Genomic DNA, 17,263 nt, shown 5'->3' with positions numbered 1-17,263 from the left:
TAGCGTAAGACAAGGCGTTGGGCTTGACCAGACGGCTTGCGAAATTTCGGGAGTATCAGAATGGCGATGGAAAAGGTGGCTTTGTTGGGCACCGGGTTGATGGGATTTCCCATGGCCCGCAATCTGGCAGCGGCGAGTGTGCCGCTGACCGTTTGGAACCGAACCCAGGCCAAGGCCGATCCGCTGGCCGTTCATGGCGCGACGGTCGCAGCCACTGTGGCAGAGGCTGTCGCCGGGGCCGATATCGTCATTTCCATGATGAGTGACGGGCCCACAGTCTTGGCCGTGGTCGAGGAAAACGTGGGCGCGTTGAAGGACGGGGCGCTGTGGATCGACATGTCGTCGACCAAGCCTGAAGAGGCCCGCGCCCAAAAGGCGATCCTGGCCAAGGCGGGCATTGCCCATCTGGATGCGCCCGTGTCGGGTGGCACCAAGGGGGCCGAAGCCGCCGGTCTGGCCATCATGGTGGGCGGCGAGGCGTCTGATTTCGACCGCGCCCGCCCGGTGTTCGAGGCGATGGGCCGCCCTGTGCACGTGGGCCCTGCGGGAACGGGGCAACTGTCCAAGCTTTGCAATCAGACGATTGTGGCCGTGACCATTGGCGCGGTGGCCGAAGCGATGCTGCTGGCCGCTGAGGGTGGCGCCGACCCTGCGGCGCTGCGCGCGGCCCTCAAGGGCGGTTTCGCTGACAGCACCATCCTGCAACAGCATGGAGAGCGGATGACAGAAGGCAATTTCGTGCCGGGTGGCCTGTCCAAATTTCAGCTCAAGGACTTGGACAACGTGCTGGCCGAGGCCGCACATGTGAACCTGTCGCTGCCCATGACCCAAGGCGTGCGCGACCGTTTCGCGCATTTTGTGGACGACATGGATGGGGCGGACATGGATCATTCGGGCCTGTACCTTGAGCTGAAGAAACGCAACGGGATGCTCACATGAAACGCATTCTGATCCTGGGTGGTGGCGGCATGGTGGGGCAAAAGCTGGCCCACCATCTTGAAACGAACGGCCTGCCAAGCGGTGAAGCTTTCGATCTTACTTTGCACGACATTGCCCCGCCGCCCGCAGCCCCGAACCGCCGTCATCTGGTGGGCAATCTGTCGGTTGCCGCCGAAGGGGCGGCCCTGGCTGCGGAACGCTTTGACCTGATCTATTTCCTGGCCTCCGTCGTGTCGGGCGAGGCCGAGCAGGATTTCGACAAGGGCTGGCAAACCAATCTGTGGCCCATGTGGAATTTTCTTGAAGCCCTGCGCGCCCAACACCGGGCGACCGGCGGCGCCTATGTGCCCAAGCTGATCTTTACCTCGTCCATCGCCGTCTTTGGCGGGCCGTACCCGGACAAGATTTCGGATGAGTTCCTGCAATCGCCGCAAACCAGCTATGGCGCGCAAAAGGCCTCTTGCGAGCTGATGATTCAGGATTTTTCCCGCAAGGGTTTCATTGACGGGGTGTCGTTGCGCCTGCCCACGATCTGTGTGCGTCCGGGCAAGCCGAACCTCGCGGCCTCGTCGTTCTTTTCCGGCATCATTCGCGAGCCTCTGAATGGGGTCGAGGCGATCCTGCCGGTGGCGGATACGGTGCGTCATTGGCATGCTTCGCCCCGTTCTGCCGCCGGGTTTCTGGCCCATGCAGCGGGGTTGGACACAGAGGTTTTGGGTGGGCGGCGCGCGCTGAACCTGCCGGGCCTCAGCTGTACGGTTGCTGAACAGATCGAAGCGTTGCGCGATGTGGCCGGCAATGACGTGGTGGCCCGGATCAAGCCGCAACTGGACCCTGACATTGTCAGCATCGTTGACGGCTGGCCCCGTGACTTTGCGCCTGAGCGGGCGATTGGGTTGGGCTTTACGTCCGAGACGACGTTCCGCGACATCATTGACGTCTATGTTAACGAGGACATGCGCGGATAGGCGGCGCGCACGGTCTTGATGGCCTCGGGCTGATCCCGCATCAACCCCTTAAACGTGTCGCGCCACTGCCCATACTCGGACGCGAGGTTGACCACCGGCCAGTCGCTGCCAAAGAGGACGCGAGCGGGGCCAAAGGCCTGCACGACATGGGCCACGTAAGGCGCGAGGTCCTCTGCCGTCCAATCGGCATTCGCTTCGGTCACGAGGCCGGAGACTTTGCAGAAAACCTGTGGGTTCGCGGCGATCTGGGTCATGTCGCTGGCCCACGGCTCAAAGGCCTGATTGCGGATCTCTGGCTTGGCGCAGTGATCTACAACGACGCGAAGGTCAGGATAGCGCGCGAGGAAGGCTTTTAGATGGACCAGATGCCGGGGCATCACCAGCGCATCAAAGGTAAGATCGAGCGCAGCCATAGCGGCGAGGGCAGGCGCAATCGCATCGCGCAGCATCCAGGCATCATCGGCAAGGTCCTGGATCATGGGACGAATGCCCACCAGCTTGGGGTGCGCGGCAAGCCGGTACAAACTGTCCACGGCGCTGGGTGCCTCAAGGTCGACCCAGCCGACAACGCCCACGATCCAATCGTGTTCCTGCGTCAGTGACAGCAGGTATTCGGTTTCGGCCTCTGTATCCGCGGCCTGCACCGCGATGGTGCCGTCGATGCCCGCGGCGTCCAACAGCGGTTTGAGGTCTGAAGGGGCAAAATCGCGGTAAAGCGGGGCAAGCTCCGGTGTCAGCCAGCCGTAATCACCGCGATCGAGTTTCCAAAAATGCTGATGCGTATCGATCCTCATCCTTGTGCCTCCTCAAAGGGATGGGGGCGCGGTGTCGGCGCGTCGGGATGCATGAGTGCGCGCTGTTTCAGCGTCTCCCAAAAAGCGGATGGAATCGGGTGTGCAGCCCAGCGCAGTGTATCCGCCAGCTCGGCCCGGTTGCGCAGTCCGGGGATGACCGAACAGACCACATCGTGGCCCAGCGGGAATTGCAGGGCGGCCGCCGACAGCGGCACATCGAAATCCTGGCAAACAGCGCGCAAGGCTTGAACCCGGGCCACAACTTCGGCAGGGGCGGCGGCGTAGTTCCAGGTTTTGCCACCAGCAAGAATGCCGGAATTGAATGGCCCGCCCACCACGATCGACATGCCCCGCGCTGCGCATTTGGGCAGCAATGCGTCCAGCGCAGTCTGTTCCAGCAGCGTGTAGCGCCCGGCGAGCAAAAAAACGTCCCATTCGCCGATCTCAAGCGCATCAAGGCAAATCTGGACCTCGTTCACACCAAGGCCGATGGCTTTGATCCGGCCCGCTGCGCGCAGCTCATCCAATGCGCGATAGCCGCCGTCAGCAAGGTCCTTGAAGTGTTTTGCATTGTCCGCGCCCAGGGTCATTTCGCCGATGTCGTGGACATAGAGGATATCGACCCGGTCAAGGCCAAGCCGTTGTAAGGAATGGTCAAACGACCGCATCACACCGTCATAGGTATAGTCGTGTACCGGGTGAAAGGGCAGCGCATCGGGCCACCCCATTTCAGCAGGATCGGGCACCGGGCCGGGCTCCAGCAACCGGCCTACTTTGGTCGAGATCAGATGGGGGCGGCCCCGCAATTGGTCGCCCACCCGCCGCTCCGACAGGCCAAAGCCATAAAATGGCGCGGTATCCACGTAACCCATGCCGGTGGCGAGTGCCTCGGCCAGCGTCAGCCCAGCCTCGGTCCCGTTCACTGCATCAAAAAGGCCGCCCAAGGGGGCCGTGCCAAAGCCCAGCGTGGGCAGCCGCAGGGATGTTTGCCCGACGGGCCGCGTGGTGAAGTGCATGGCCTAGTCCTCGTTTGCGTAAGGGTTGGTGCCACCATAGATCGCCGTAAGCTCATCGGCGAGGGCGCGGCACATCTCGACCACCTCGTCCAGCGATGGCACCTCAAGCGCGTCGGTGCGTTCCAGATAAGGGCAGCTTAGCGCGGCCACGACGGCACCCGAGGGGCTGAAGATCGGGAAGGCAATGTTGGTGACGCCGACCGTAGTGGCCGATGGCATCTGTTCAAAGCCGACGCGGCGGATGCGGGCCAGATCAGCCTCGAACGCGGCACGGTCAAGGGCTGGCTCGCCCAGCGCGGGACGGTGCCGGGCGATCAGGTCATCGACCTCTTGATCTGTGCGAAAGGCCGCCAAAACCCGGCCCGTCCCGGTGTTCCAAAGCCCCACCACAGTGCCCATTTTCAGGGCCAACCCCCAGTTGCCGGGCGATTCCGCCGTGGCCACGACCACGATATCCCCGTTGCTTTCCATGCCGATATGGCACGATTGCCAGGCTTGCCGGGTCAGCGCGCGCATGCGCGGCAGGGCCATCTCGATCACCCGGCCAATGGGTGGGTGCCGTTGACTGATCGAAAACATCTTGAGGCTGAGCGAATAGCGATCCCCAGAAGCCGAGCGCAGCACATATCCGCGCCGCACCAGGGTCGAGAGCATCCGGTAAATCTCGCTTGGCGAACGATCCAGTGCCTTGGCCACCTCGCCTTGGCTCAGCCCCTCGCCGCTATTGGCCAGCAACTCGATGATATCGAGGCCTTTTTCCAAAGCCGGGGCCCGGTATTTGCCGTTTGGATCGTCCATCTATCGTCCTTCAAAGCCGCGGTCTGCGTAACCTTTGGAGCAGAACCCAGCCCTGGGCACCAGTCTCGCCATGTTCCGGCTTATGTCAAGATTGATTTATAAATGAATAAATGATTTACATACGAACAGAACGGCCGACGATTTACGAGCCCGTTCTTCATCGCACCAAGGGAGGACACGATGAAAAAGATGAATGTTTTGGGAGCTTTGCTCGCCAGTTCAGCCCTCGTCGCATCGGCCGAATCATCAGCAGCGCAGGACTATGGCAGCTTTGATGGCGTGACCGTCGAGGCAAAATTGATCGGCGGCCAGCAATACGAGGCCCTTTATGGCCGCATTGCGGAGTGGGAGGCCGCGACCGGTGCCAGCGTCGAGATCATTTCAAAGAAGAGCCACTTTGAGATCGACAAGGAAATCAAGTCGGACATGGCCGCAGGCACGACCGACTGGTGCGTGGGGTCGAATCATTCGTCCTTTGCCCCGCAATACGAGGGGCTATACGCGGACCTGAGCGATCTGGTCCCTGCGGACGAGATTGCCGCCTTTGTACCCGGCAATATCGGGGCCTCGACCGTTGGCGGCGAACTCTTGATGCTGCCCCGCGCGCAGTTCGATGTGTCGGTTCTCTACTATCTGAAATCCAACTACGAAGACGCGGAAAGGGCCGCTGCGTTCGAGGCGGAATATGGCTATGCCCTCGCCGTGCCCGAAACCTGGGATCAGGTCCGTGATCAGGCGATCTTTTTTGCCGATCCGCCGAATTTCTATGGCACGCAATATGCGGGCAAGGACGAGGCCATCGTGGGCCGCTTCTATGAGATGGTGGTGGCTGAGGGCGGCAATTATTTGGACGAAGACAAGCGCCCGGTTTTCAATTCCGAGGCGGGCCAACGCGCGTTGCAGTGGTTTGTCGACCTTTATGAGGCCCAGGCCGTGCCCGCAGGCACCATCAGCTATGTCTGGGACGATCTGGGCCAGGGATTTGCCAGTGGCACGGTTGCGCTGAACCTGGATTGGCCCGGTTGGGCAGGGTTCTTTAACGATCCCGACAGCTCAAAGGCCGCGGGCAATGTGGGCGTCGCGATCCAGCCCATGGGGTCGGTTACGCGCACGGGTTGGTCCGGGCATCACGGCTTTTCCGTTACGAATGACTGCGTCAACCAGGATGCTGCCGTGTCCTTGGTCCGCTTTCTGACCAGCGAGGAAAGCCAACTGGCCGAAAGCTCTGGCGGGTCCCTGCCCACACGCAGCGCGGTGTGGGAGGCGAACGTGGCCGCCGCACAGGCGGGTGATGATCCGTTCCGGGCAGAGGCGCTGGCCGCCTTTGCGGCGGGGGCCGAATATGCCTTTGCCGTGCCACCCGTGCCGGAATGGGGCGAAAGCACCAACATCGTCTTCCCCGAGCTTCAGGCAGCCATCGTCGGTGACAAGACCGTCGAGCAGGCGCTGAACGATGCCGCCGAGGCGGTGGACGAGCTGATGCGCGAGTCCGGCTACTACTAAGAAAACCTTCCTGGGGGCGCGGCACCGCTCGCGCCCCCGACCTGCCCCAGAACCCCGAGAGGTGACCCATGTTCCGCCGCCGCTTGCCCGAGTGGTTGGTTCTCTTGCTGCCTGCTTTCATCGTGATTGCGGCCGTGGTGCTGATCCCCCTCATCTTCTCGCTGTATTCAAGCTTTACGCCCTACAAGCTGACCCGCCCCTCGACCCTGTGGCGCTGGATCGGAACGGCAAATTACGAACGCATTCTGACAGACGCCAAATTCTGGGCAGCCTTTGGGCGGACTGTTCTGTTCCTGACTATCGTGCTGAACCTCGAACTGATCCTGGGCCTGTGCATCGCCCTGATGATGAACAAGGTCACATGGGGGCAACGCACCCTGCGCACCATCCTGATGTTCCCGATGATGTTTTCGCCGATCCTGGTCGGTTTTCAGTTCAAGTTCATTTTCAACGACAATATCGGGCTGGTGAACAACGCGCTGCAATCCATGGGATTTGACGTAGCCCTGCCCTGGCTGGTGGATGGCAAGCTGGCGATGTTCTCCATCATCTTTGCCGAAGTGTGGATGAGCACGTCAGTCTTTGCCATTCTGATCCTTGCGGGCCTCTTTGCCATGCCCCGTGACCCGTTGGAGGCGGCCAAAGTCGATGGCTGCACCCCGTGGCAGACGTTTCGGCACATCACGCTGCCCTTCCTCATGCCGTTCATTTACATCGCCATGACCATCCGGTCGCTCGACGTGGCCCGCGCCTATGACATCGTGCAGATCATGACGGGGGGCGGACCCGCGCGGCGGACCGAACTGCTTTGGACCCTGATGAGCCGCACAGGCTATGTCGATGCCCGCATGGGGCTGGCCAATGCGATGGGCTATGTGTCGATCCTGCTGTCGATCGCCTTCACCGTCTATTTCTTCCGCAAGCTTAGCGCCGCGCGCGCCGAACTGGGCATGGGAGGGTAGCGCGATGGACCGCAATCAAGCACACCGCAACCGCAAACGGGGCCTGAAGGCTTTGCACTTTCTGGCGCTGTTCCTGACCATGTCGATCATCTGCATTCCGGGGCTGTGGATCGTGCTGAACTCGTTCCGCCCCACGGTCGAGATTATGGCCAAGCCTGCGGTCTGGATCCCTTCGTTCACCCTTGACCATTACCGCGCGATGTTTGGCGGTGCGGGCGAGGGCGGCGTGCCCGTCCTGTCCTATTTCCGCAACTCGCTGATCGTGTCGGTGGTGTCCACGGCCATCGCCATCCTGATCGGCATGTCGGGCGGATACGCCTTTGCCCGCTACCGGTTTCGGGGCAAATCGAGCTACTTCGTGGGCCTGATGCTGTTTCGGGCGGTGCCGGGCGTGGCGCTGTCGCTGCCCTTGTTCATCGTCTTTGCCAAAGTGGGGATCATCGACACCCATTTCGGCCTGATCCTCGTCTATGTGGCATTGAACGTGCCCTTTACCATCTGGCTAACCGACGGGTTTTTCCGTCAAATCCCAAAGGAATTGCACGAGGCCGCCGAAATTGACGGCTGCACCCGATGGCAGGCGTTTTGGAAGGTGGAATTTCCGGTCGCACGCTCTGGCGTGGCCTCGGCGGCGATCTTTGCCTTTCTCACCTCTTGGAACGAATTTGCGCTGGCCTCGCAACTGACCCGGTCGGTGGGGTCCAAGACGATGCCCGTGGGTCTGTTGGATTTCACGGCAGAGTTCACCATCAACTGGGGCGGGATGTGCGCGCTGGCGGTTCTGATGATCCTGCCCGCACTGATCCTCACCTTTATCGTACAGAAACACCTGATTGCCGGCCTCACCTTCGGCGGCGTCAAAGGATAAGTCCCATGAGCCAAGTCACCCTGTCCAACGTCGTCAAATATTACGGCAAATCGCGCGCGGTGCATGGCATCGGCCTCGACATTGCCGATGGCGAATTTGTGGTGCTGGTGGGCCCGTCCGGCTGCGGCAAATCCACAACCTTGCGGATGATCGCGGGGCTAGAGGCGATTTCGGATGGCGAGGTTCGCATCGGTGGCCGCGTCGTCAATGATCTGCCCCCGCGCGAGCGCAACATCTCGATGGTGTTTCAGAATTACGCCCTTTATCCGCACATGACCGTGCGCGAGAACCTTGGGTTTTCGTTGAAAGTGGCCAAGGTGGACGAGGCCGCGATTGTTCGCGCGGTGGACGAGGCGGCGGGCATCCTGGGACTGGCCGAGTTGATGGACCGCAAGCCAGCCGAACTGTCGGGTGGTCAGCGCCAGCGTGTCGCCATGGGCCGTGCCATTGTGCGCCAGCCGGATGTGTTTCTCTTTGACGAACCGCTGTCCAATCTGGATGCCAAGCTGCGCACGCAGATGCGCGTCGAGATCAAGAAGCTGCACCAGCGCGTCGGCAACACCATCATCTATGTGACCCATGATCAGGTCGAGGCGATGACTCTGGCCGACCGTATCGTGCTGATGCAGGACGGCCATATCGTGCAGGTGGGCACGCCGCTTGAGCTATTTAACACGCCCGTAAACACCTTTGTGGCGACGTTCATCGGCTCGCCCCCCATGAACCTGATTGATGGGGTGGTGGATGGTGAGACCATTGCGCTCGATGGCGGGCTGACGGTGCCGGTGCCCCTACAGGCGCAAGGCCGCGTGCAGGACGGCCAAATGGTCCACTTCGGATTTCGCGCTGACAACCTGATGCCCGAGGGGCACGGGGTGTTTGAGGGCGGCGCGGTGGCTACGCTGGAGCTGCCAGTGATCCTGACCGAGCCCTTGGGAACCGAGACGGTGCTCTTTACCGAGATGGCGGGCACCGAGGTGCAGGCCAAGATGCTGAACCCCCGCCCTGTGCGCCCGGGCGAGACCCTGAAGTTCCAACTGATGATCGACAAATGCCACGTCTTTGACGCGGCCACGTCCAACGCGATCCGGGTGTAGGACATGGCCCATATCACACGCATTGACCTGGCGATGGTCGACCTGGTGCCCGCGACCAAACGGGTCGACGCCATCCAGAGCTTTGTCTCGCAGGAAACCCCGATGGTGACGGTTCATGACAGCGACGGGGCCACCGGATTTGGCTATAGCTATACCATCGGCACCGGCGGGCCGTCGGTCATGGCGCTCTTGGAACACACGCTGGCCCCCGCCCTCATTGGCCGTGACCCTGCGCGGATCGACGGCATCTGGCGCGATCTGTTGTTCCTGACCCATGCCACGTCCGTGGGCGCAATCACCTCGCTGGCCTTGGCCGCCATCGACACGGCGCTCTGGGATCTGCACTGCAAAAAGGCGGGCCTGCCTCTTTGGAAGGCTGCGGGCGGCAGTCGCGACCGCATCCCGCTTTATACGACCGAGGGCGGTTGGCTGCACCTTGAGATCGGGGCGCTGGTCGATGACGCGCTGGCGATGCAGACCAAGGGGTTTCGCGGCTCCAAGATCAAAATCGGGTCGGAGCATATCAGCCAGGATGCCACTCGCCTGAGCGCGGTCAGGGACGCGGTGGGCGAAAGTTATGAGATCATGACCGACGCCAATCAGGGCTTTACCCTGTCAGAAGCGATCCGCCGGGCCCGCGTACTGGAAGAGCACAATATCGGATGGTTCGAAGAACCCCTGCCCGCTGACGACGTGGCCGGGCACACCGAACTGGCCCGGCGCACATCCGTGCCCATCGCGGTGGGGGAAAGCATGTATTCGCTGAGCCAGTTCAAGGACTACCTGCAAGCAGGCGCCGCCAGCGTCGTGCAGGTCGACGTGGCCCGGATCGGGGGGATCACCCCCTGGCTCAAGGTCGCGCATCTGGCCGAGGCGTTCAACGTCATGGTCTGCCCGCATTTCCTGATGGAACTGCACTTGCCGCTGGTCTGTGCGGTGCCCAACGCGAAATGGTTGGAATATATCCCACAGCTTGACACCATCACCGGCGCGCCCATGCGGATGGAGGGGGGCTTTGCCATCCCCTCTGATGTGCCGGGTCTGGGTATTGACTGGGACACAGACGCAATCACCGCCAAATCGGTCTTTTCCAAATCCATCACGGAGGGCGCTTAATGCAACGCATGGGCATGGTGATCGGGATCAAACCCGAGATGATCGACACGTATAAACGCCTGCACGCCGCCACCTGGCCCGAGGTTCTGGCCCAGATCAAGGGCAGCAATATTCGCAACTATTCGATCTTTCTGCGTGAGCCGGAAAACCTGCTGTTCGGCTATTGGGAATATCACGGAGACGACTTTGCCGCGGATATGGCGCGCATGGCCAAAGACCCGAAAACCCGCGAATGGTGGACCCATACGGACCCCTGCCAGACGCCGCTGGCGACACGGGCGGCGGGTGAACAGTGGTCGATGATGGAAGAGGTGTTTCATGCCGACTGAAACGGGCACACAGGCCATGGCCGCCCTATGACCAAAATCACCGACATCACCACCCACGATCTGCGCTTTCCCACCTCGCAAGCGCTGGATGGGTCAGACGCGATGAACCCGGATCCGGACTATTCGGCGGCCTATGTGGTGCTGCACACCGATGGCGCGCATCAGGGCCACGGGCTGACCTTTACCATCGGGCGCGGGACGGAAATTTGCGTGGCCGCGATCAAGGCGATGCGGCATCTGGTGGTGGGTCTTGATCTGGATTGGGTGCGCGCCGATCCGGGCCGGTTTTGGCGGCACATAACGGGCGACAGCCAACTGCGCTGGATCGGACCGGACAAGGGCGCAATCCATCTGGCAACGGGGGCCCTGGTCAATGCGGTCTGGGATCTGCTGGCCAAAGAGGCGGGAAAACCGGTCTGGCAATTGGTGGCAGATATGCCGCCGGAAGAGATCGTGCGCCTTGTCGATTTCCGCTATATGACCGACGTGCTGACCCACGATGAAGCGCTGGAGATTTTGCGGGCGGCAGAGCCGGGCAAGGCCCAGCGCATCGCGACGCTCAAGGCCGAAGGATACCCGTGCTACACCACCTCGGCCGGTTGGTTGGGCTACTCTGATGACAAACTGCGGCGGCTCTGCCGCGAGGCCAGAGCGGCCGGCTTTACCCACACCAAGTTCAAGGTGGGGCGTGATCTGGACGATGATATTCGCCGTTTGACCATCGCTCGCGAAGAACTTGGCGAAGATATGAACATCATGATCGACGCCAATCAGGTCTGGGAGGTGGATCAGGCGATTGCCTGGGTCAAGGCGCTCGCTTTTGCCCGGCCCCTGTTCATCGAAGAACCGACCAGCCCCGATGACGTGATCGGCCACCGCACCATCCGAGAGGCCGTTAAGCCAATCAAGGTCGCCACGGGCGAAATGTGTCAAAACCGCATTCTTTTCAAACAGTTCATCGCCAACGGGGCCATTGATGTTGTCCAAATCGACAGCTGCCGCCTAGGCGGATTAAACGAAGTGTTGGCGGTGCAGTTGATGGCCGCCAAATACGGATTGCCGGTCTGGCCCCATGCGGGCGGTGTGGGCCTGTGCGAATATGTGCAACACCTGTCGATGATCGACTTCGTCGCGATCACCGGCGAAAAGGACAGCAAGCGCATCGAATATGTGGATCACCTGCACGAACATTTCGTTGACCCCTGCATCGTCCAGAACGGTGCTTATCAGGTGCCCACGGCCCCCGGTTTCTCGATCGAGATGAAGGCGGCGACGCTGCGCGATTTCCGATTTGAGCCACTATAAGCGGGGTGCTAGACCGGCTCTACCCTTTGTGCGGTGAGAAGATGCCTAGCCAGATGGTCGTGGATTTTTTGCCGTGTCAGTGCCTCATCCCCTGCCATGGCGGCATCCAGAATCTGCTGATGATGCTTGATGTTTTCCGAGATGTAATCGAACGCGCGATCCTCGACCATCAGTTGCTGCCGGAAGCGGCAATAGACCTGGTGATGCGTCTCGATCAGCGCGTCAGAGCCGCAGGCAGAGATCAGGGTTTCGTGAAATTGCCGCTCTGCATTGAACCACAAGTCGACAAATGGCTCGGAATCGGTGGTCGTCTGCAGGCGCATCTCAAGATGGCTGAGTTGGTGGTGGGCGGCGGTCAATCGGGCCTCCCAGGCGACACCGCCGCGGCGAATCGACATGGCCGTGCCTTCGGCCTCTAGCAGAACGCGAAGATGCGTCAGGTCATGCACCATTTGGGCGGATTTTTCCGGCACACGAAAGCCGCGTTGTTCCTGAAACTGGACCAAACCGAGGGTCGACAAGCGAAACAGAACTTCGCGTATGGTACTGGCAGAACAGCCAAATTCGACGCGAAGATGTTCCGCCCGGACTTTGTCACCGTGGGAAAACCCATTGGTCATCAGGCGGTGGCGCAATGTCTCGAAAATGTCGGTGTCATAAGGCATCGGGGGCCATTCGGGTCTTGGGTTTTGTAAAATCAGTAGATCACAAAATCTCGAAATTCCATCATAATCACGAAATTCCGCATAATTTCATTTTTTTGTTGTCGTGTGGAACATCTGCGCCTAGCCTCAAATCACTTCGCGTCAAAGAAGGGTAAAAAGCCCCATCGACTTGTACGCCAATATGTCTGGGAGGATACTATGACATTCATGAAGAAGGCGGCATCCGTCGCCGTCGCTGCGACGCTTGCAGCAAGCACGGCGATGTCCGTGAGCGCGCAGGAAACAAAACTGCGCATCCAAACGCACTACGCCCCTGAAACCGTTTCCGGTCGTCTGGCAGCGCAATATGTCGAAGACATCCAAACAATGTCCGGCGGTGGCATCCAGGTCGAGATGTTCTACAGCTCGTCCGTTGTGAAGTCGGTGGAAACATTCGACGCGGCAGCCACGGGCATCCTGGACTGTGACATGACGGGTGGCGGTTATCAGACCGGCAAGAACTCGGCGTTCCAGTTCGTGGGCGACATCATGGGCGGCTACGAGACGCCGTATCAGCAGCTGAGCTGGCTGTACTTCGGTGGCGGTCGCGAAGCGGCGGCACCCCTGTACAACAAGTACGGCATGGAGCTGATCGGCTGGTGGGTCTACGGCCAGGAGTCGTTCGCCTCGTCCAAGCCCATCGAAAAGGTTGCCGACTTCAAGGACTGGAAATTCCGTTCGCCCCCCGGCATGGAAACCAAGATCTTTGAAAAGCTGGGCGCTTCGCCCATCGTGATGGACTTCACAGAGATCTTTACCGCCCTGGAAACTGGCATCATCGACGGCGCGGACGCATCGGGCCTGGCCAACAACGTCGGCCTGGGTCTGTATGACATCGTCAAATACGCCAACTTCCCCGGCTTCCACTCGATGCCTTCGGACCACCTGGCGTGCAACAAGGCCGTGTTTGACGCGATGCCAGAAGCACACCAGACCATCATGAAGGTCGCCATGGAAGCGCTGGCCCTACGCACCGCCCTGACGTTCGAGAAAAAGAACGCCGAAGCGGCTGCTCAGCTGCGTGCCGATGGTGTGACCCTGTCGCAGTGGGCGCCTGAGGAACTGCAGAAGTTCCGTGACGCGGCACAGGCCACATGGCCCGAGTTCGCCGACACGCCAGAAGCCAAGGCGCTGGTCGAAGCGCACCTGAGCTATCTGCGTCAGCTGGGCCTCGTGTCTCAGTAAGCTAACTTTGGGGCCCTGCACAGGCGGGGCCCCAACCACCCGGCGATGCGCAATTCACGCGCCCGGGACATTTCAAATTTTCGGAACATGGGGGATATGATGATGCAGGTGCGCTCCGGCTCTCCGGTGGAATGGCTTGTACCTTTGGCCTTCATCTTGTGTGCAGGTTGGGTGACCTGGCACTTGCCCGCCTTCACCCTCGACTTTGTTCCGCCCACCGACCCGTCACAATTCGACAAACTGTCGGCACTGTTCAAGCGCAATGATGTGAGCGCGGGCCTCAGCGGCCTCTTTGGCGGCTTTGCCGACATCATAGACTGGCTGGCCCTGATCGGGATGCCCGTCTTTGCCTTTATCGGCGTCCGCACCGTCCAACGCGCAGGGATGGAATTCGAAAGCTGGAAACCAGCCGACCGCCTTGCCGTTTTCATCGGCCGCGTCACCATGATGCTGATCGTCCTTTTGACCGGTGTGATGCTCTACGAGGTGCTGCTGCGCTACGTATTCGAAGCGCCAACGCTCTGGGCCAACGAAATGTCGCTCTGGCTGGCGGGGTTCGTCTTCCTCTGCGCGGGCCTCTACGCCATGCAACAGCGCAGCCACATCCGCATCGTCCTGCTTTACGACGCCGTGCCCCGCTGGGCGCAGCGCATCTTTGACGTGATCTCGACCTCGTGCATCTGCATCTTCGCCTTCTTCCTCTGCTATGGCGGCTATGGCGAGGCCTTTGACAAATTCTATCGGTGGGAAACCTTTGGCACGGCCTTTGACCCGCCGATCCCCGCCACAATGAAGCCCCTCGTGCTGATCATCGTGTCGCTGGTCGCGCTTCAGGCCGTGGTCAACCTGATCTCTGACTGGAGCAAGGAAGAAGTGCATTACGGCGGCGAGGACCTCGACCAAGAGGAAATCGAACGCATCAAGGCCCAGGTCGGAACCGAAGGCGTCAGCGATATCGACGTCACCGGCCAACACACGTCGACAAAGGACTAAGCACATGGATGTCGGAACGATTTCACTGGTCCTGATGCTTGGACTGATGCTGCTCCTGGCGATCGGGATGCCGCTGGGCTTTGCCTCTGCCTTTATGGCGGTCGTGGTGCTGTTCATGAAATTCGAGCCTGCCTTGCTCATGAACCCATCGCTTTGGGGTGAAGGGTTGCTGACCGGCAGGCCCGGATCGGGGCCGCTCAACATCCTGCCCCAGCGAATATACGGGGACGTTTTAACCAGTTACGTTCTCATATCCATTCCGCTTTTCATCTTCATGGCGGCCCTGCTGGAACGCTCCGGCATTGCCAAGGAAATGTATTCCTCGCTGAACGTCTGGCTGAACCGGACACGGGGCGGGATTGCCATCGTGACGTCCATCATGGCCGTGATCATGGCCGCCATGTCCGGCATCATCGGGGGCGAGGTGGTCCTTTTGGGCCTGATCGCGCTGCCGCAAATGCTGCGGCTGGGCTATAACCAGAACCTCGCCATCGGTGTGATCTGTGCCAGCGGCTCGCTTGGCACCATGATCCCGCCGTCCATCGTTTTGATCATCTACGGACTGATCACCGAAACCTCGATCAAGGCGCTCTTTACGGCGGCCTTTATCCCCGGCTTCATGCTGGCCTCGTTCATCATCATCTACATCATCATCCGCACGACCCTGAAACCCGAGGACGCGCCTCTGCCGGAAGAGCGCATTGCCAAGCGCATGGGCGAGTTGGACGCGATTGCAGAGTTGACGAGCGAAGAGACCGCAGAGCGGGACGCCCTGATCCTGGAACGCGACGATCTGGAATCCCAACCACGTGGCGGAGCGAAATGGATGCTCTTTGGGGCGTTCCTGAACGTGGTGCTGGCAGGCTTTACTGCCGCGCTGTTCCTGCGCGCGTCCTTCTTTGAATTCTCCGGCTCGAACGCGGCCAATACCGGGGCCGACGCCTTTTGGGGCACCGCCGAATTCATCGGCATCTTTGCCGGAATGTTTGCAGTGTCCATGGCCCTGATGTTCTTTGTCTTTGGCCGCGAACGCACCGCCACGGGCTGGTCCATGGGCAAGGGCCTTGTGCCGCCTATCGTGGTAATCGGTGTTGTCATGGGGTCCATCTATGGCGGGATCACCGGCATCACCGAGGCGGCGGGCATGGGGGCCATGGCGGTCTTTGTCATCGCTCTTTTGCGCGGCGAGGCGTCGCCCGAATTGGTCTGGGATTCGCTGATGCGGACGTTGAAATCCACCGGCACCATCGTCTGGGTGACCATCGGGGCCACGGCCCTTGCGGGTGCTTACACCATCGCGGGCGGGCCCAACTATGTGGCCGATTTCATTGTTGGCTCTGAACTGCCCACCATGGCCGTGATCCTCTTCATGATGCTGATCCTCTTGTTCATGGGCGCCTTCATGGATTGGGTGGGTATCGTGCTGCTGATCATCCCGGTGTTCCTGCCGATCGTGCTGAAGCTGCCCATCGACGAGATTGGCCTGCTGGGCGAACTGAACCCGCGTCATGTGGCGATCTGGTTTGGCGTTGTGTTCTGTATGAACATGCAGGTGTCGTTCCTGTCGCCCCCCTTTGGCCCTGCCGCCTTCTACCTCAAATCAGTGGCCCCGCCGCACATCTCGCTCACGGATATCTTCAAAGGGTTCCTGCCCTTTATCGGTATTCAGTTGATCGCTTTGTCGGTTCTGTTGATCTATCCGCCCATCATCTCGATCCTGCTGTAAAGGTGCGCCATGCTGACCGCAGACCAGGTTTCGGAGTTCCGAACGCAGGGCTATCTGGTTGTTGACGATGTTCTGCCCAGCGCCGTTCTGGACGGCGTCCGGGCAGAGTATGCGGGGCTGATGGACGACCTCTATGCCGATTGGCAGGCCGAGGGGCGTGTGTCCGATGGTACCGGCATGGATTTTTGGGCCAAGCTCGGCGCGTCTTATGCCGCCGGGTGCGACTGGTTCCAACCGATGGACATCAGCCTGCCCGGCGACGCGATTGCCCCCGATTGCCCGATGCATTTCGGCCCGGCTATCTTTGATCTGGTGGTGCATGAGCGGCTTTTGGACCTGATCGAGGTCTTGATCGGGCCAGAGATCACCTCGAACCCGATTCAGCATGTGCGCATCAAACCGCCCAGCACCCGACTGGCCGCGGATGAGGTGCGCGCCCATATCACCCGCACCGACTGGCATCAGGATCGCGGCGTAGGCCACGCCGACGCCGACCAGACCGACATGATCACCGCCTGGGTCGCGATCACCGATGCAACGGTTGAAAACGGCTGCTTGCAAGTGGTGCCGGGGATCGACGACGGCCTCTTGCCTCATTGCCCCCAAGTGCAGACGGCGATTGCGCCTGCGCATCTGGATACTGCGCGCGCCGTGCCACTGCCCGTCAAGGCGGGCGGCGTTGTGCTCTTTCATCCGTTGGTGCCGCACGCGTCTTTGCCGAACGTCTCTGACGGGTTCCGCTGGTCTTTTGATCTACGCTATAACGTAACGGGCCAGCCCACGGGTCGCGATCATTTCCCCAGCTTTGTCGCCCGCAGCCGTGCCGCGCCGGAAACCGAGCTACGCGATTGGCGGGGCTGGCGCGATGCGTGGTACGTTGCACGCGCGCGGTTATCGACTACGCCGCACATCCCAATCCACCGCTGGGCGTCCGACGCCCCCTTTTGCGCCTGAGGCCTC

At 60.8% G+C, this 17,263-nt stretch carries 17 protein-coding genes; 13 read left to right on the top strand and 4 right to left on the bottom strand.

Features of this window, described 5'->3' with window-relative positions:
• Positions 1-60 precede the first annotated feature (60 nt).
• Positions 61-939, top strand: a complete 879-nt coding sequence (locus tag Q1A44_RS04315) for an NAD(P)-dependent oxidoreductase (RefSeq protein ID WP_299620177.1) — start codon at positions 61-63, stop codon at positions 937-939.
• A complete protein-coding gene (gene denD, locus Q1A44_RS04310; RefSeq protein ID WP_299620173.1) occupies positions 936-1,907 on the top strand; it encodes a D-erythronate dehydrogenase in 972 nt (323 codons plus the stop codon). The genes Q1A44_RS04315 and denD overlap by 4 nt, the downstream gene beginning before the upstream one ends.
• Here denD and Q1A44_RS04305 read toward each other — a convergent pair.
• Genes Q1A44_RS04305 through Q1A44_RS04295 form a run of 3 tightly spaced genes read right to left on the bottom strand, consistent with a single transcriptional unit; the run spans position 1,880 to position 4,515 of the window.
• Positions 1,880-2,701, bottom strand: coding sequence for an amidohydrolase family protein (locus Q1A44_RS04305; RefSeq protein WP_299620170.1), 822 nt, complete (start codon positions 2,699-2,701; stop codon positions 1,880-1,882). The genes denD and Q1A44_RS04305 overlap by 28 nt on opposite strands.
• On the bottom strand, positions 2,698-3,717 hold the full coding sequence (locus Q1A44_RS04300; protein ID WP_299620167.1) for an aldo/keto reductase: 1,020 nt from the start codon (positions 3,715-3,717) through the stop codon (positions 2,698-2,700). The genes Q1A44_RS04305 and Q1A44_RS04300 overlap by 4 nt, the downstream gene beginning before the upstream one ends.
• A 3-nt stretch (positions 3,718-3,720) precedes the next feature.
• Positions 3,721-4,515, bottom strand: coding sequence for an IclR family transcriptional regulator (locus Q1A44_RS04295; RefSeq protein ID WP_299620164.1), 795 nt, complete (start codon positions 4,513-4,515; stop codon positions 3,721-3,723).
• A gap of 180 nt (positions 4,516-4,695) precedes the next feature.
• On the opposite strand from Q1A44_RS04295, the gene Q1A44_RS04290 reads away from it, so the two are divergent.
• The 7 genes from Q1A44_RS04290 to Q1A44_RS04260 all read left to right on the top strand — a co-directional run bounded on the left by Q1A44_RS04290 (position 4,696) and on the right by Q1A44_RS04260 (position 11,695).
• Positions 4,696-6,018, top strand: coding sequence for an extracellular solute-binding protein (locus Q1A44_RS04290; RefSeq protein WP_299620161.1), 1,323 nt, complete (start codon positions 4,696-4,698; stop codon positions 6,016-6,018).
• A gap of 68 nt (positions 6,019-6,086) precedes the next feature.
• Entirely contained in the window at positions 6,087-6,980 is an 894-nt protein-coding gene (locus tag Q1A44_RS04285; RefSeq protein ID WP_299620159.1) for a carbohydrate ABC transporter permease, read from the top strand.
• A 4-nt stretch (positions 6,981-6,984) separates the two neighbouring features.
• The gene (locus Q1A44_RS04280; protein ID WP_299620157.1) at positions 6,985-7,848 is read left to right on the top strand and encodes a carbohydrate ABC transporter permease; all 864 of its coding nucleotides are present in this window, start codon (positions 6,985-6,987) and stop codon (positions 7,846-7,848) included.
• A gap of 5 nt (positions 7,849-7,853) precedes the next feature.
• Positions 7,854-8,945, top strand: a complete 1,092-nt coding sequence (gene ugpC, locus Q1A44_RS04275; RefSeq protein WP_299620155.1) for a sn-glycerol-3-phosphate ABC transporter ATP-binding protein UgpC — start codon at positions 7,854-7,856, stop codon at positions 8,943-8,945.
• Between the two features lie 3 nt (positions 8,946-8,948).
• Positions 8,949-10,061 (top strand): mandelate racemase/muconate lactonizing enzyme family protein, encoded by a 1,113-nt coding sequence (locus tag Q1A44_RS04270; protein WP_299620153.1) that lies wholly within the window; start codon positions 8,949-8,951, stop codon positions 10,059-10,061.
• On the top strand, positions 10,061-10,390 hold the full coding sequence (locus Q1A44_RS04265) for an L-rhamnose mutarotase (RefSeq protein WP_299620151.1): 330 nt from the start codon (positions 10,061-10,063) through the stop codon (positions 10,388-10,390). Before Q1A44_RS04270 ends, Q1A44_RS04265 begins: the two co-directional genes overlap by 1 nt.
• Positions 10,391-10,417: 27 nt before the next feature.
• Positions 10,418-11,695, top strand: a complete 1,278-nt coding sequence (locus tag Q1A44_RS04260; RefSeq protein WP_299620148.1) for an L-fuconate dehydratase — start codon at positions 10,418-10,420, stop codon at positions 11,693-11,695.
• A gap of 8 nt (positions 11,696-11,703) precedes the next feature.
• Here the strand turns inward: Q1A44_RS04260 and Q1A44_RS04255 are convergent, their stop codons facing one another.
• On the bottom strand, positions 11,704-12,360 hold the full coding sequence (locus Q1A44_RS04255) for a GntR family transcriptional regulator (RefSeq protein ID WP_299620145.1): 657 nt from the start codon (positions 12,358-12,360) through the stop codon (positions 11,704-11,706).
• A 198-nt stretch (positions 12,361-12,558) separates the two neighbouring features.
• On the opposite strand from Q1A44_RS04255, the gene Q1A44_RS04250 reads away from it, so the two are divergent.
• The 4 genes from Q1A44_RS04250 (at position 12,559) to Q1A44_RS04235 (ending at position 17,257) form a co-directional block, all read left to right on the top strand.
• A complete protein-coding gene (locus tag Q1A44_RS04250) occupies positions 12,559-13,584 on the top strand; it encodes a TRAP transporter substrate-binding protein (protein ID WP_299620142.1) in 1,026 nt (341 codons plus the stop codon).
• Positions 13,585-13,671: 87 nt separating this feature from the next.
• Positions 13,672-14,577, top strand: coding sequence for a TRAP transporter small permease subunit (locus Q1A44_RS04245; RefSeq protein WP_299620139.1), 906 nt, complete (start codon positions 13,672-13,674; stop codon positions 14,575-14,577).
• 4 nt (positions 14,578-14,581) lie between these two features.
• On the top strand, positions 14,582-16,303 hold the full coding sequence (locus Q1A44_RS04240; RefSeq protein ID WP_299620136.1) for a TRAP transporter large permease subunit: 1,722 nt from the start codon (positions 14,582-14,584) through the stop codon (positions 16,301-16,303).
• Between the two features lie 9 nt (positions 16,304-16,312).
• A complete protein-coding gene (locus tag Q1A44_RS04235) occupies positions 16,313-17,257 on the top strand; it encodes a phytanoyl-CoA dioxygenase family protein (protein WP_299620133.1) in 945 nt (314 codons plus the stop codon).
• The last annotated feature ends 6 nt before the right edge of the window (positions 17,258-17,263 follow it).

The organism is uncultured Tateyamaria sp., from assembly GCF_947503705.1.
In the GTDB taxonomy this organism is placed as follows: Bacteria; Pseudomonadota; Alphaproteobacteria; order Rhodobacterales; family Rhodobacteraceae; genus Tateyamaria.
This window is presented reverse-complemented; position numbering and strand designations above follow the sequence as displayed.